Below are 13,265 nucleotides of genomic sequence, written 5' to 3' on the forward strand. Positions count from 1 at the left end.
GCGGGTTGGCCGACGAGGGCGAGTACCGGGACGCGGCTGGCGAGCGACTCGCCCAGCGCCGCGAGCAGATTCAGCGCGCCGCCGCCCGAGGTCGCCGCGACCACTCCGAGACCGGCCCCGCTTCGGCTGTATCCGTCGGCCATCGTGGCCGCGGAGAACTCGTGTTTTGCCAGCACCGCGTTGACCTCGGGCCGGAAGTAGGCGGCGTCGTACAGGTCCTCGATGTTGGCGCCGTCGACACCGAAGACGTGGTCGACTCCGAGTGCGGCGAGGTGTCCGACGATGTGGTCGACCACCCGATGCCTGCCTGACATGTCTTGAGATACGAGCCGGGCGCTGGATCGGTTCACGCCCGGGAAGTGAACCATTTGTCGGCGGCCCCCGTGGTGTCTAAATGGCCATCGAACTGTCCGACGTGGTGCGCGAGTATCGGGTCGGCGGTCAACCAGTCCGGGCGCTCGACGAGATCAGCCTGCGACTCGAGGGCGGCCAGTTCGTGTCGGTCGTCGGGCCGTCGGGGGCGGGCAAGAGCACGTTGCTGCATCTGCTCGGGGCCCTGGACTCCCCCGATTCCGGGTCGATCACGTTCGACGGCAAAGAGATCGGCCGGCTCAGCGATGAACAGCAGTCGGCGTTCCGCCATCACAGGGTGGGATTCATCTTCCAGTTCTTCAACCTGCTGCCGACGCTGTCGGCCTGGGAGAACGTGGCGGTCCCCAAACTCCTCGACGGCGTCCGGCTGGGCAAAGCCAAACCGGACGCGATTCGGCTGCTGGAACGGGTCGGCCTCGGCAACCGCACCCAGCACCGGCCCGCGGAGCTGTCCGGCGGTCAGATGCAGCGGGTGGCGGTGGCGCGCGCGTTGATGATGAACCCGCCGTTGATCCTGGCCGACGAACCCACCGGAAACCTCGACTCCGCGACGGGCGCGGCGATCCTGACGCTGCTCGCCGAGGTGGCCCACGAGGACGGTGGCGGCCGGCTGGTGGTAATGGTGACCCATAACGTGGAGGCCGCCGCGGCCACCGATCGGGTGATCACCCTGCAGGACGGTCGGGTCGGTTCCGACGTAGCGGCGGTCCTGAGGTGAGACCGGCGTCCGCGGTGGCGACCGCGGCGAGCAGGCTACGCGTGTTCAGCTTGCGCGAGCTCGCCGTGCACCGCCGTCGCACGGTCGCATCGATCGCCGTAATGGCAGTATCGGCAACATATTTGGTTGCGGTCTTCGGCATCTTCGGGTCGATCACCGGATCGGTCAACCGGCTGTCCGACGGGATCGCCGGCGTCGCGGCGCTCGAGGTCTCGGGCATCACCGACGCCGGGTTCTCCGATGCGGTGCTGGCCGACGTGGCCGCCGTTCCCGGCGTCGCCACCGCGGCGCCGATGATACGGACGTCGGCGTCCACACCGTCGGGTCCGGTGCTGCTGCTCGGCGCCGACAAGCGCACCGCCGACTTGGGCGGCGCCCTCAAGGATGCGGTCTCGCGACCGCTCGACGCGATGTCGTCGACGCCCGACGGCGTCCAGGTCGGGCCGAACGTCGGCTACGCCAAAGAGCAGACGTTCCACCTGGGCTCGGGATCGGTCACGGTCACCGAGGTGCTCGCGGGCAAACAATATGCGAGCCTCAACGGCGGCCACTACGTCCTTGCCCCACTTGCCTTGGCGCAGAACGTCGCCGGACGCACCGGCCAACTCGACTCGATCCTGATCACCACCAAACCGGGTGCCAACCCGTCCGCCGTGCGCGCCGCGGTCAGCGCCGCCGTCAACGGCCGGGCCGTCGTCGCGGACCCGAGTTTCCGGGCGGCCCGGGCCGGCGACGGCGTCAAGCTGATGAACTACATGGCGCTGCTGGGTGCGGCGGTCGCGCTGGTGGTGGGCGCGTTTCTGATCTATACGACGATGACGATGGCGATCACCGCACGCAGGCCCGTCATCTCGATGCTGCGCGCGATCGGCGGCCGGCGCGCCACGATCGTGGGTGACATGCTTGCGGAGGCGGCCGTGCTCGGGCTGATCGGCGGCGCCATCGGCTCTGGCGCCGGAATTCTGGCCGGGCACATCGCAATTGGACGATTGCCTCCGGCGGTGACCCAAGGGCTGGAGGCCCGGATCGAGTACGGGCTTCCCGGCTACGCGATACCATTGGCGCTGGCGGCGACGGTGCTCACCAGCGTGCTGGCGTCGGCGATGGCCGCGCGGCAGGTGTACAAGGTGTCACCGATCGAGGCGCTCGCACCCGTCGGCGCTTCGGCGGCCGATGCCGTGCCACGCTGGCTTCGGATCGCCAGTGGGGTGGGCGCCGTCGCGGTGTTCGCGGTGGCGATCCCGATTTTCGTCGGCCAGCGCGGCACCGTCGCCTTTGTCGCGATGGCCGCCCTGTTGGGTGCCGAGATCGCTGTCGGCTTCGCGCTCACCGCCGCGATCGTGAGGGCCACGGCCGCAACGGCTCGCGTGTTCGGATCATTCGGGGCGCTCGCGGCCGCGACGATCGAACGCGCCCCGCGGCGAGTGTGGGCGACGGTGATGACCGTGCTCATCGGCGTCGTCACCACCGTCGTGATTACCGGCACGAACGCCGACATGATCCGCTCGGCCCGTGACATCTTTTCGCCGGTCGCCGACACCGACGTCTGGGTGAGCGCGGATCCACCCGACAGCTATCCCACTGACGTTCTGCCGCAAGGCCTCAGCGGCAAGGTCGCGGGGGTGCCGGGCGTGGCCCACGTCGTCGAGGGCGCATTCGCGTTCGCCGTCGTCGGTGGCACCCGCGTCCTGCTCGACGGGTTCTCCGCGGGAAGCCACGACGCGCTCTTCCGCGCGCTCGACGATCAGTTGCGCGCCGAGGTGCTCGCCGGCCGCGGCGTGGTGCTCACGCAGAATTTGGGCAAGACTCTGCACGTCCGGGCCGGCGACCAACTGCGGCTGCAGACGCCGCGCGGCCCCCGGGAAACGAAAGTGCTTGCCCTGGTGCCGTTCTTCTCGACGGTCATCGGCACCGTCGGAATCGACCTCGATGACATGCGGACCTGGTTCGACCGCCCTGCAGCGACGACACTCCAGATCATCGCGGCCCCGGGTACGGATCCGGCGCGGCTGTTGGCGGCGGTCCGCGGGGTGGTGCCGGCGCCGAACCAGGTGTACGACGGCCGCACGGCGTTGGCCGGGCTCGAAGCCCCGCTGCACCAGAGCATGTTCATTGCCAACGCCGTGTGGATCATCGTGGTGGCCGTCGCGGCCGTCGCGCTCCTCAACACGTTGACACTCTCGGTGACCGAACGCCGTCGCGAACTCGGTGTGCTGCGGGCGATGGGATCCAGTCGCCGGTTCACACTACGGATGGTCCTGGCCGAGGCGGCCGGAATCGGCGTCGTCGGCGGCGTTTTAGGGCTCGCGTTCGGCCTGACCGACCAGTGGCTGTTCAGCATGGTCAGCGGGGACCTGATGAACTTCCGCGTCGGTTTTCACCTGAGCTCGATGGCGCTGGCCTTCACCCTCGGCGCGCTGGCGATCAGCCTGCTCGGCTCGCTGCCACCCGCGCGGCGCGCGGCCCGCCTGAACATCATCGAGGCCGTCAGCGTCGACTGAGGGTGGCGAATCCCTGCAGATGCGGCTTGCACGGAAAAGGCACCGGTGTGCGCGGAATCCATTGCAGCGCAGCGGTATCGAATCCTGCCGCCTCGATGGCGTCCAGGGTTCGCCGGTTCGGCTCACAACCGCCGCTTAACCACGACCACGGCTTTGCGACCAGGTCCTGGAACCGGCCCGTCACACCCTCGCCGCGCACATGCTCGAGGACCACCAGCCTGCCTCCGGGTGCGAGCACCCGCCGGATCTCACCGAGGGTGGCGGCCACGTCGTCGACCGAGCAAAGCACCAGTCCGATGTGCACCGAATCGAAGCTGTTGTCCGGGAACGGAATCGACTCACCGGTCCCGTCCACGATATCGACCGCGACGCCGTGGCGGCGAGCCAAGGCCGTGGCCATGCGGCGGAACCTCGCCTCCGGCTCCACAGCGGCGACCGACGTCACCGCGGCGGGCAAGAACGTCAGGTCGGTTCCCGGACCCAGGCCGACCATCAGCAGCCGGCCCGTCGCGTTGGCGATCGCGGCTCGGCGATACCGGTGATAGAACAGCCGGTCGAAAACCGGCTGCCCGAATCGATAGACATACGGAAACAACGGATTACGACGCGTCATCTGACCCCAAATCCATTCGGAACGGCGGGTATCGGTCGTCCATCAAGGACACGTACACGGCCACCCGATAACGCCAGCGCACGATGCCCATCAACAGATCGCGCATGCCCGGCGGAATCGTCCCGGTGCACAACAATGACACCGCGGCGATCACGCACAGCACCTGCAGCGGCGCTTCCAGCGACCAGCACAGCAGCACCTGAGGGATCGCCAACAGCCACTTGACCAGCACGGCCCATTTCCTGAGCCGCTCCGGATAGTCGACCTCGAGATCGCCCGGGTAGTCGGGCCGCGACGCAAATGTGAAGGGCGGGTACCTGTCGGTGCTGTTCATCGGGAACCGGAAGTTCATGACCCGCCACGACCAGCGCAACGTCCCGACGTTGAAATCGAACAACGGCCGCGGATACCTTCCTGTGCACAGGATTACGATGCCGGCGAGGATCGTCGACAGCGGGTACACCAGGTAGAGCCCGATCAATATGGGGTAGTGCGGCACGGCCAGCACACACCACTTCACCAGCCAGAGCCAGCGCGAGGGCGAGTCGTAGTCACCCCGGACATTCACGGGGCTGTCCGTGTTGGTCACGGCCTGGCCGGAATCACCATCGCCCCCGCAAGCTCCCGGCTGATCGCCGCGGACATCCGCCGGTGGCTGGTCCAGCGCAAAAACGTTGTCAGCGCCCAGGACTGCAACCTGTCCGGGATCAGGGCGGCCGGTCGCAACACGGCCTCGCCGTGCGAGACCGGCAGCGACGCCACCCTCGACACGGCCATCACCTTGCGCCGCCGGGTCTTCTCGTACCAGCGCAGCGCGCTCACGAGATCGGCACTGCCGCCGTCGCTCCCGACGTCCAGCAACGCCTTGCACAACACCATCGTGTCGAGCAGGGCCTGGTTGGTCCCCTGTGCCAGGGTGGGTGGCATCGTGTGGGCGGCGTCGCCGAGCAGGGTGACCGGCCCTCGACCCGCGTGCGGAATCGGGTGCCGGAAATGCGGAAACGGCGAGCGGGCCAGATCGTCGTCGCTCAACGTCGCGAGCACGCGATCGGCCAACTCGGACCAGCCGGCGAAGTTGGACCGGATCACCTCGATCGGGCGTTGCGGCCGAACGAATTCCGGCGACCACGGCAGGTCGAACCACCACTGCACCTCGGAGCCGCCGGCCGGCCACACGCCGAGATTGCCGTGCCCGCCAACGATCACGAACGCGACGTCCTTGTCCGGGACATCCGGAAGGGTGACCAGCCCCTGCCAACTGGACCAGCCGGTGTGCTTCGCCGCCGGGGCGCCGACGCTGTTCCGGACCATCGACCGCAGGCCGTCGGCGCCGATCAGCACATCGCCCTCGGCGGAGCTGCCGTCGTCGAACTCGACCCGCACCCCGCTACGCGTGCGGAGCACCGCGATCGCCCGGGAATCGCATCGAATGCGTTCTGCCGGAAAGCCTTCCATCAACCGTTCCAGTAGAACCCGGCGCGGAACCATCCGCACGGGTGCGCCCAGCCGGTCCACCATCCCGGTCACGTCAAGGGTCCCCAGCGGTAGCCCCGAGGACGTCATCGCCCGCACGGTGGACAACAGCTGACCGGCGCCGTCCATGTCGACACCCAGTTGCCGCAGCACCGTCTCGCCGTTGGACCAGATCGTCACCGCGCCACCGGCGGCCCGCACATCGGGGCGCCGCTCGAAAACGGTGACGTCGTGACCGTCACGCAACAACCCCCGGGCGACGGAGATGCCGCCCACGCCGGCGCCCACCACCAGCACCCGAAGCGAGCGCCGGTGGCTACCCATGTGTGCCGGACCCTTACAACGAACGCTGCAGCAGAACCTCGCCGCTATCGGCGGCGACTATCTGTACGGCGGCGATCTCATTGACCGGTGTCGAGATGCTGCCCGCGGGCGTGGCGGTGTGCCCGGGTTCGGCCACCCAGGTCGCCAGCCGGGTCTGGCTGCCGTCGCGACCCACCACGACCATCGCCAGCGTGTCGTGGTGCGCGTTCAGCGGCGCCAGGCAGACGCACTTCAGGTTGATCGATGTCCCCCAGTGCTGGCTGCTCAGCTGAACCGTCGAGGTGAGCAGGTTGGTGCCCACCTGCGCCATCGGCGCGGCCGCAGCGGTCACCTGCTGTGTCGAGTTCTGCGACGAGGTCGCGAGGTAGCCCTGGACGCCGACGAATACCCCGACTCCGAGCACCACTGCCGCGGCCGCCGAGGCCACCCAGGTGACCACCCGCGTGCGTCGGCGCCGGAAGCTCACCGCGGCCAGCAACGACGGCAACAGCTGCGGCGACATCTCGGGTGTCGCCGGTGGCGTCGAGCCGGACTCGTTCATCGCGGCCACTTCTGCGCGGTCCAGTTGCGACAGCAAAGCAGGCACGCCGCTCAGATCGGCGACGGCGTCGCGGCACCTCGGGCAGTGCGCCATGTGCATTTCGAATTCGCGGCGCTCGGCTGCGGACAACGATCCCAGCACGTATGCGGCATCCCACATCGCGTAGCGGTCCTCGGGGGGGCCGATGCTGTGCAACGACGTCATCATCTCGTCCATTTTCCTGTCACCCTTCAAGTATTCGGAGCCCGTCACCGGGTAACCCCAAGTTCCTGCAGAGTGAGTCGCAATGCCCGAATGGCATAGTGTAGTCGCGACTTCACTGTTCCCTCAGCGATATCGAGGTCTGCAGCGATTTGTGTGGTGGTCCAACCGCGGTAGTAGGACCGTTCGATCACGGCCCGGTGCTCGGCTGACAACTGGACCATTGCGTCCGCTATCAGCAGCCGGTCCAGCGCCGCGTTCACCTCGTCTGGTGTCGACTGCTCCGGCGCCCCCGCTTCGTCCGTGGAACCGACGACATTGCGGTACCGCGCACTGCGTCGATCGTCGATGATCATGTTGCGAGCGACGGTGAACAACCATGCCCGCGCAGAGCGTTCCGTGTCGCCGACGACCTCCGGATGTTGCCAAGCCCGCAGCAACGTCTCTTGAACCACGTCCTCGGCCTGGCTCGCGTCCCCCGTCAACCGGAGCGCGTAGCGCCATAGAACCGCCGCGTGCTCGTCGTAAAGCGCCTTCATCAGAGCGGCCTCGGCCGCCCCGGACGCTCTATGAGTGCCAGAAACACGAGCCACTCGATCACCTCCGACTACTGAAACGAGTCGAACGCGCGTTTAGTTCAAGCCTCTAGCTGCAGGTTAGTACGCGCGGCCCATCCTCGGTCACAGCGACCGTGTGCTCCCAGTGCGCCGCGCGCGATCCGTCGGAGGTTGTGACCGTCCACTCGTCGTCCAGCACCACGGTCTTGCCGGTTCCAAGGGTCAGCATCGGCTCGATGGCCAACACGGATCCGGGCGCCAGCAACGGCCCGCGGCCGGGAGATCCCTCGTTGGGCAGGAACGGATCCATGTGCATCTGCCGGCCGATACCGTGACCGCCGTAGCCCTCGACGATGCCGAACGCGCGCCCATAGCGCTCCTGCGCCGCGCGGGTGCCCAGTTCGATCGCATGCGACACGTCGGTCAGGCGGTTGCCGGGCAGCATCGCCGCGATGCCGGCTTCCAGCGATTCCCTCGTCGCCTGGCTGAGCGCCTCGTCGGCCGGGTCGAGGCTACCCACCCCGAAGGTGATGGCGGCGTCGCCGTGCCAGCCGTCCAGGATCGCGCCGCAGTCGATGGAGACCAGATCACCCGGCGCCAAAATCTCTGCGGCAGAAGGAATTCCGTGCACCACACGTTGATTGACCGACGCGCAGATCGACGCCGGGTAACCGTGATAGCCAAGGAACGACGGCACCGCGCCGGCCTCGCGGATCACCGATTCGGCGATCTGATCGAGCCCCAGCGTCGACACCCCGGAAACCGCGGCCGCCTGGACCGTTTGCAACGCGTTGGCGACCACGGCGCCCGCGGCCGCCATCGCATCGAGTTCGCCGGCGCTGCGCTGCGGCACTACCTTGCGACTGCGCAGCCGCGCCAGCGGATTCACGACTACTTGCCCAGCGCCTTGAGTGCGCGGGCGAAGACTTCGTCCACAGAGCCGACGGCGTCGACCGTTTTCAGCTGGCTGCTGTAGTACTCCAGCAGCGGTGCGGTCTCGTCGCGGTAGATCTTCATCCGGTTGCGGATCACGTCTTCGGTGTCATCGGCGCGGCCACGCGACTTGAGCCGTTCCAACAGCTCGTCCTCCGACACCCGGAACTCCACGACTGCGTCGATGTCGGTGCCCCGGCGCTCGAGCATTTCGTGCAGCGCTTTCGCCTGATCCACGGACCGTGGGTAGCCGTCCAGGATGAAACCGTTGGCAACGCTGGGATCGTTCAGACGATCGTCGACCAGCTGATTGGTCAGCTCCGAGGGCACCAGGTCGCCGGCATCCAGGTAGCGCTTGGCCTCCAGGCCGAGTTTGGTGCCGTCGCCGATGTTTTTCCTGAACAGCTCACCGGTGGAGATCTGCGGGATCCCAAGCTTCTCTTCGAGCTTTTCCGCCTGCGTGCCCTTGCCCGCACCGGGCGGTCCCAGCAAAACGACTCTCACTTGAGGAACCCTTCATAGTTGCGCTGCATGAGCTGGCTCTCGATCTGCTTGACCGTATCCAAACCGACGCCAATCATGATCAAAACCGCAGTACCGCCGAAGGGCAAATTCTGAACCGTTCCGCTGTTGCCGATCTGCAAAAACAGGTTCGGCAGCACCGCGATGGCCCCGAGGTAGATCGAGCCTGGCAGGGTGATCCGGCTCAGCACATAACGCAGGTAGTCGGCGGTCGGCTTGCCCGGCCGGATGCCGGGAATGAAGCCGCCGAACTTCTTCATCTCGTCGGCACGCTCGTCCGGGTTGAACGTGATCGACACGTAGAAGTACGTGAAGAAGATGATCAACCCGAAATAAATGCCGATGTAGACGGGGTCGCTGGGGTCTGACAGGTAGGTGCCGACGAACTTGTCCCACCAACTGTTGCCGACACCACCGCTGCCGCTGCGGATCAGCTGGGTGATCAGGTGCGGGATGTAGATGAGCGACGACGCGAAGATCACCGGGATAACACCGGCCTGGTTGACCTTGAGCGGCAGGTACGTCGACGTACCGCCGTACATACGCCGGCCCACCATGCGCTTGGCGTACTGCACCGGGATGCGTCGCTGGCCCTGCTCGACGAACACCACGCCGACGATGATGACCAGCGCCGCGACCAGTACGGCGGCGAAGATGAGGCCGCCACGGCTGTCCAGGATGGTCTTCCCCTCGGACGGGATGCGGGCGGCGATACCGACGAAGATCAGCAGCGACATCCCGTTGCCGATGCCGCGTTCGGTGATCAGCTCGCCCATCCACATGACGAGCGCGGCGCCCGCTGTCATCACCATCACGATGACGACCAGGGTGAAGATGCTCTGGTCGGCGATGATGTCGAGGGAACAGCCCTGCAACAGCCCGCCGTTGGCCGCCAGCGCCACGATGCTGGTGGCCTGCAGGACGGCCAGCGCGATCGCCAGGTAGCGGGTGTACTGGGTCATCTTGGCCTGGCCCGACTGGCCCTCCTTGCGGAGTTCCTCGAACCTGGGGATGACCACCGTGAGCAGTTGCACGATGATGCTCGCGGTGATGTACGGCATCACCCCCACCGCGAAAATGGTGAGCTTCAGCAGTGCGCCGCCGGAGAACAGGTTGATCAGCGAGTAGATCTGCCCGGCCGCACCACCGCTGGCCTCTTTGATGCACTGCTGGACGTTCGGGAAGTTGACGCCGGGCGACGGCAACGCGGCGCCGAGCCGGTAGAGGACAACGATGCCAAGCGTGAAGAGGATCTTCCGTCTCAGGTCCGCTGTCCGCAACGATGAGATGAAAGCCGAAAGCACTCTATCCTCCTGCGCGGCCGGGGGGTTTCCTGCATTACGCGCCCAACACCCGCAGGCCAGGACGTACGGCCGCCTTATTACAGCGCGTCAAACCGTGTACGAGACTAACAGCTGGTTTGGGCTGGTCCGGTCAAGGGCCTTTGACCGGCCCCGTTGACCGACCCAAACGTCACAGGCGGCGCATAGCCGTAAGGCGTACAGTTTCCTTGGCTCGTTGCATTTGCTAAATAAATGAGGAGCACCATGACACGCACTGACCAAGATTCCTGGGACTTGGCCTCCAGCGTAGGCGCCACGGCCACCATGGTCGCCGCGGCCCGCGCAGTCGCCAGCGGGGTCACCAATCCGATCATCAATGATCCGTTCGCAGCGCCGCTGGTGCGGGCGGTCGGCCTGGACTTCTTCCGCCGCCTGGTCGACGGTGAAATCGTCGCCGCCGACACGCCCGAAAACGGCGAACGGGACCTGCAACTGGAGACCGATTCAATCGCGGTTCGCACCCGCTTCTTCGACGACTTCTTCCTCAACTCCGCCCGGGACGGGATTCGGCAATCGGTGATCTTGGCCGCGGGCCTGGATGCCCGCGCGTACCGGCTGAGTTGGCCCGCTTCAAGCGTGGTCTACGAAGTCGATCAGCCCCAGGTCGTCGACTTCAAGAGCGCCACGATGGCGACCCTGGGCGCCGCGCCGGCCGCGGATCGGCGGACCGTCAGCATCGACCTGCGGGACGACTGGCCTGCCGCGTTGCGCAGCAGTGGTTTCGACCTGACGCAGCCGACGGCCTGGAGCGCCGAGGGCCTGCTGATGTACCTGCCCCCCGAGGCTCAGGACCGGCTCTTCGACAACATCACCGCGCTGTCCGCACCGGGCAGCAAGCTGGCCACCGAATACCACGCGGAGACCGGCGTCGCGATGTCCGAGCGGGCCAAGCAGTTCAACGACCGGTGGGCCAATCTGGGCTGCGACATCGACCTGTCCGGCCTGTTCTTCGACGGCGAGCGCAGCAACGTCGTCGAGTACCTGACCGACAAGGGCTGGCAGCTGGTCACCCGGCCGCGGCAGGAGTTGTTCGCCGACTACGGCCTCGTCTTCCCGGACGACGATCGTCTCAGCCAATTGCGCAGCATCACCACCGTCACCGCGACGCTCAGATAGGAACGGTCATGACATCTAGCGAAACCAAGCGATTCGACGGCGACAGCTGGGATCTGGCGTCCAGCGTGGGCGCCACGGCGACCGCCGTGGCCGCACGGCGCGCGATGGCATCGAAGGGCCCGAACCCGTTGATCGACGACCCGTTCGCCGAGCCGTTGGTCAACGCCGTCGGTGTGGACGCGTTCATCCGGATGATGAACGGCGAAGTCGAACTGTCCGACGACGATCCCGCCTTCACCCCGCAGCGGCTCAGCGAGGGCATGGCCGTGCGCACCCGGTTCTTCGACACCTTCTTCACCGACGCCACCGAAGCCGGTGTGCGCCAGGCGGTCATCCTGGCCTCCGGCCTGGACACCCGCGCCTACCGGCTGCCATGGCCGGCCGGCACCGTGCTCTACGAGATCGACCAACCCCAGGTCATCGAGTTCAAGACCCGCACCCTGGCTGGTTTGGGCGCGGAGCCGACAGTCGATCGCCGGCCCGTCGCGATCGACCTGCGTGACGACTGGGTGGGAGCGTTGCGGGCCGGCGGATTCGACACGGCCCAGCCGACGGCGTGGATCGCCGAAGGACTGCTCGGGTACCTGCCGCCCGACGCCCAGGATCGTCTGTTCGAGAACATCACCGCGCTCTCGGCTGCGGGCAGCCGGATCGGGACCGGGTATGTCCCCGACATGCGTGACCGCGTCGAAAAGCGAGGCCGGGAGATGAGCGAACGCTGGCGACGGATGGGCCTGAATCTCAACTGGTCCGACCTGGTCTACACCGGCGAGCGCAATGACGTCGCGGTCTACCTCGGCGAACGAGGCTGGCAGACGACCGTGCGAAGCACACCGGAGATGTACGCGCACAACGGTTTTGAGTTTCCCACCGAACCATCGATGGTCGCCTTCGGTGACATCAAATACCTCACCGCGACGCTGACCGGGAAGGCTGCCGCATGACACGCACCGACCAAGACACCTGGGACCTGGCATCGAGCGTGGGGGCGACGGCGACCTGGGTCGCCGCCTGCCGGGCGCTGGCCGGCAAGAAGCACGACGCGCTCATCGACGATCCCTACGCCGACCCGCTGGTTCGCGCGGTGGGCGCGGACTTCTTCGTCCGCGTGCTCGACGGCGAAATCACCGATGAGACAGGCGGTCTCGACCCCGACGCGGATCCCGACGTGGAGCACAACCTGGAGCGGATGGTCAACATGATGGCCGTCCGCACCCGGTATTTCGACGACTTCTTCACCGACGCGACCGCGGCCGGTATCCGCCAGGTCGTGATCCTGGCTTCCGGCCTGGACTCGCGGCCCTACCGGCTTGCCTGGCCCGCGGGCACCGTCGTGTACGAAGTCGATCAACCCGCGGTCATCGAGTTCAAGACCACCGCGCTGTCGGAGTTGGGCGCCCAGCCCACCGCCGAACGCCGAACCGTCGCGGTTGATCTGCGCGACGACTGGCGCCGAGCGTTGCGGCAGGCCGGCTTTGACGAGACGAAGCCGGCCGCGTGGAGTGCCGAAGGACTACTGATGTACCTGCCGCCCGAGGCTCAGGACCGGTTGTTCGACGCCATCACCACGCTGAGTGCCCCGGGCAGCCGGCTGGCGACCGAATACCACCACGACGGGATCCCGTTGCTGGAGAAGCGCGCCAAGGCAATGGCCAAGCGCTGGGGGCAATTCGGCTTCGACACCGACGTGTCCACACTTGTGTATCACGGTGAGCGCACGCCCGCGGCCGACTACCTGAGTGCGGCCGGCTGGCAGATCTCGGCGCGCAACCGCGCCGATCAGTTCGCCGACGCCGGGCTGTCCGTGCCGCCCGGCGACAGCCGCGAGGCGCTGAAAAACAGCATCTCGGTAATCGCGGTTCGGCAGTAACGCCTAGCTGGGTTTGGCGGCCGGCGCCCGGACCACCAACGGCGCGGCGGGGAAACACCACGCCAACTCCGAGCGCGACTTGCGCAGCGCGGCGGTGCCGAAGCCCCGCTTGCGGTGGTCGGGGTGAATCCAGATCCGCACGTCCACTTCGCCGCGGACCAACTCGCCGAACACCATGCCG

The 13,265-nt window shown here is 67.0% G+C and carries 14 protein-coding genes and 1 pseudogene; 5 read left to right on the plus strand and 10 right to left on the minus strand.

Going from position 1 to position 13,265, the window contains the following annotated elements; all coding sequences use genetic code 11:
- On the minus strand, nucleotides 1–314 hold a 314-nt coding region (locus tag JOZ00_RS26025), incomplete at its 3' end, for a thiamine pyrophosphate-binding protein (RefSeq protein ID WP_293350215.1).
- 80 nt (nucleotides 315–394) lie between these two features.
- Between JOZ00_RS26025 and JOZ00_RS26030 the strand changes: the two genes are divergently transcribed.
- Both JOZ00_RS26030 and JOZ00_RS26035 read left to right on the plus strand, forming a co-directional pair.
- Complete coding sequence (locus tag JOZ00_RS26030; RefSeq protein ID WP_293350218.1) at nucleotides 395–1,090, plus strand: ABC transporter ATP-binding protein; 696 nt, start codon at nucleotides 395–397, stop codon at nucleotides 1,088–1,090.
- 41 nt (nucleotides 1,091–1,131) lie between these two features.
- On the plus strand, nucleotides 1,132–3,591 hold the full coding sequence (locus JOZ00_RS26035; RefSeq protein WP_293350221.1) for an FtsX-like permease family protein: 2,460 nt from the start codon (nucleotides 1,132–1,134) through the stop codon (nucleotides 3,589–3,591).
- Here JOZ00_RS26035 and JOZ00_RS26040 read toward each other — a convergent pair.
- Genes JOZ00_RS26040 through secY form a run of 8 tightly spaced genes read right to left on the minus strand, consistent with a single transcriptional unit; the run spans nucleotide 3,578 to nucleotide 10,059 of the window.
- Nucleotides 3,578–4,204 carry a class I SAM-dependent methyltransferase gene (locus JOZ00_RS26040; RefSeq protein ID WP_293350224.1) on the minus strand — a complete coding sequence of 209 codons (627 nt, stop codon included), beginning with the start codon at nucleotides 4,202–4,204 and terminating at the stop codon, nucleotides 3,578–3,580. The genes JOZ00_RS26035 and JOZ00_RS26040 overlap by 14 nt on opposite strands.
- Nucleotides 4,191–4,793: a DUF4389 domain-containing protein gene (locus JOZ00_RS26045; protein ID WP_293350227.1), complete on the minus strand. Its 603-nt coding sequence runs from the start codon at nucleotides 4,791–4,793 to the stop codon at nucleotides 4,191–4,193. Before JOZ00_RS26045 ends, JOZ00_RS26040 begins: the two co-directional genes overlap by 14 nt.
- The gene (locus tag JOZ00_RS26050) at nucleotides 4,790–6,001 is read right to left on the minus strand and encodes an NAD(P)/FAD-dependent oxidoreductase (RefSeq protein WP_293350230.1); all 1,212 of its coding nucleotides are present in this window, start codon (nucleotides 5,999–6,001) and stop codon (nucleotides 4,790–4,792) included. Before JOZ00_RS26050 ends, JOZ00_RS26045 begins: the two co-directional genes overlap by 4 nt.
- A gap of 13 nt (nucleotides 6,002–6,014) precedes the next feature.
- The gene (locus JOZ00_RS26055; RefSeq protein WP_293350233.1) at nucleotides 6,015–6,758 is read right to left on the minus strand and encodes a zf-HC2 domain-containing protein; all 744 of its coding nucleotides are present in this window, start codon (nucleotides 6,756–6,758) and stop codon (nucleotides 6,015–6,017) included.
- Between the two features lie 32 nt (nucleotides 6,759–6,790).
- A complete protein-coding gene (locus JOZ00_RS26060; RefSeq protein ID WP_293350236.1) occupies nucleotides 6,791–7,336 on the minus strand; it encodes a sigma-70 family RNA polymerase sigma factor in 546 nt (181 codons plus the stop codon).
- Nucleotides 7,337–7,388: 52 nt separating this feature from the next.
- A complete protein-coding gene (gene map, locus JOZ00_RS26065; RefSeq protein WP_293350239.1) occupies nucleotides 7,389–8,189 on the minus strand; it encodes a type I methionyl aminopeptidase in 801 nt (266 codons plus the stop codon).
- A 2-nt stretch (nucleotides 8,190–8,191) separates the two neighbouring features.
- The gene (locus JOZ00_RS26070) at nucleotides 8,192–8,737 is read right to left on the minus strand and encodes an adenylate kinase (RefSeq protein ID WP_293350242.1); all 546 of its coding nucleotides are present in this window, start codon (nucleotides 8,735–8,737) and stop codon (nucleotides 8,192–8,194) included.
- Nucleotides 8,734–10,059: a preprotein translocase subunit SecY gene (secY, locus tag JOZ00_RS26075; RefSeq protein ID WP_293350245.1), complete on the minus strand. Its 1,326-nt coding sequence runs from the start codon at nucleotides 10,057–10,059 to the stop codon at nucleotides 8,734–8,736. The genes JOZ00_RS26070 and secY overlap by 4 nt, the downstream gene beginning before the upstream one ends.
- 243 nt (nucleotides 10,060–10,302) lie before the next feature.
- Here secY and JOZ00_RS26080 point away from each other — a divergent pair, with 243 nt between their 5' ends.
- From JOZ00_RS26080 to JOZ00_RS26090, 3 genes are read left to right on the plus strand one after another with little or no spacing between them, the layout of a single operon-like run.
- On the plus strand, nucleotides 10,303–11,214 hold the full coding sequence (locus JOZ00_RS26080; protein ID WP_293350248.1) for a class I SAM-dependent methyltransferase: 912 nt from the start codon (nucleotides 10,303–10,305) through the stop codon (nucleotides 11,212–11,214).
- A gap of 8 nt (nucleotides 11,215–11,222) precedes the next feature.
- Nucleotides 11,223–12,158 carry a class I SAM-dependent methyltransferase gene (locus JOZ00_RS26085; RefSeq protein WP_293350251.1) on the plus strand — a complete coding sequence of 312 codons (936 nt, stop codon included), beginning with the start codon at nucleotides 11,223–11,225 and terminating at the stop codon, nucleotides 12,156–12,158.
- A complete protein-coding gene (locus JOZ00_RS26090) occupies nucleotides 12,155–13,084 on the plus strand; it encodes a class I SAM-dependent methyltransferase (RefSeq protein WP_293350254.1) in 930 nt (309 codons plus the stop codon). The genes JOZ00_RS26085 and JOZ00_RS26090 overlap by 4 nt, the downstream gene beginning before the upstream one ends.
- A 3-nt stretch (nucleotides 13,085–13,087) precedes the next feature.
- Here the strand turns inward: JOZ00_RS26090 and JOZ00_RS26095 are convergent.
- Nucleotides 13,088–13,265 (minus strand): annotated as a pseudogene (locus JOZ00_RS26095) (GNAT family N-acetyltransferase); the annotation flags it as partial.

The sequence above is a fragment of the Mycobacterium sp. genome (assembly GCF_019243155.1).
In the GTDB taxonomy this organism is placed as follows: domain Bacteria; phylum Actinomycetota; class Actinomycetes; order Mycobacteriales; family Mycobacteriaceae; genus Mycobacterium.

Bases quoted from the DNA above. Each gene is read 5' to 3' on its own strand.
- JOZ00_RS26030 (WP_293350218.1), top strand. From the start codon at position 395: ATGGCCATCGAACTGTCCGACGTGGTGCGCGAGTATCGGGTCGGCGGT.
- JOZ00_RS26040 (WP_293350224.1), bottom strand. From the start codon at position 4,204: ATGACGCGTCGTAATCCGTTGTTTCCGTATGTCTATCGATTCGGGCAG.
- JOZ00_RS26050 (WP_293350230.1), bottom strand. From the start codon at position 6,001: ATGGGTAGCCACCGGCGCTCGCTTCGGGTGCTGGTGGTGGGCGCCGGC.
- JOZ00_RS26055 (WP_293350233.1), bottom strand. From the start codon at position 6,758: ATGGACGAGATGATGACGTCGTTGCACAGCATCGGCCCCCCCGAGGAC.
- JOZ00_RS26080 (WP_293350248.1), top strand. From the start codon at position 10,303: ATGACACGCACTGACCAAGATTCCTGGGACTTGGCCTCCAGCGTAGGC.
- JOZ00_RS26085 (WP_293350251.1), top strand. From the start codon at position 11,223: ATGACATCTAGCGAAACCAAGCGATTCGACGGCGACAGCTGGGATCTG.
- JOZ00_RS26090 (WP_293350254.1), top strand. From the start codon at position 12,155: ATGACACGCACCGACCAAGACACCTGGGACCTGGCATCGAGCGTGGGG.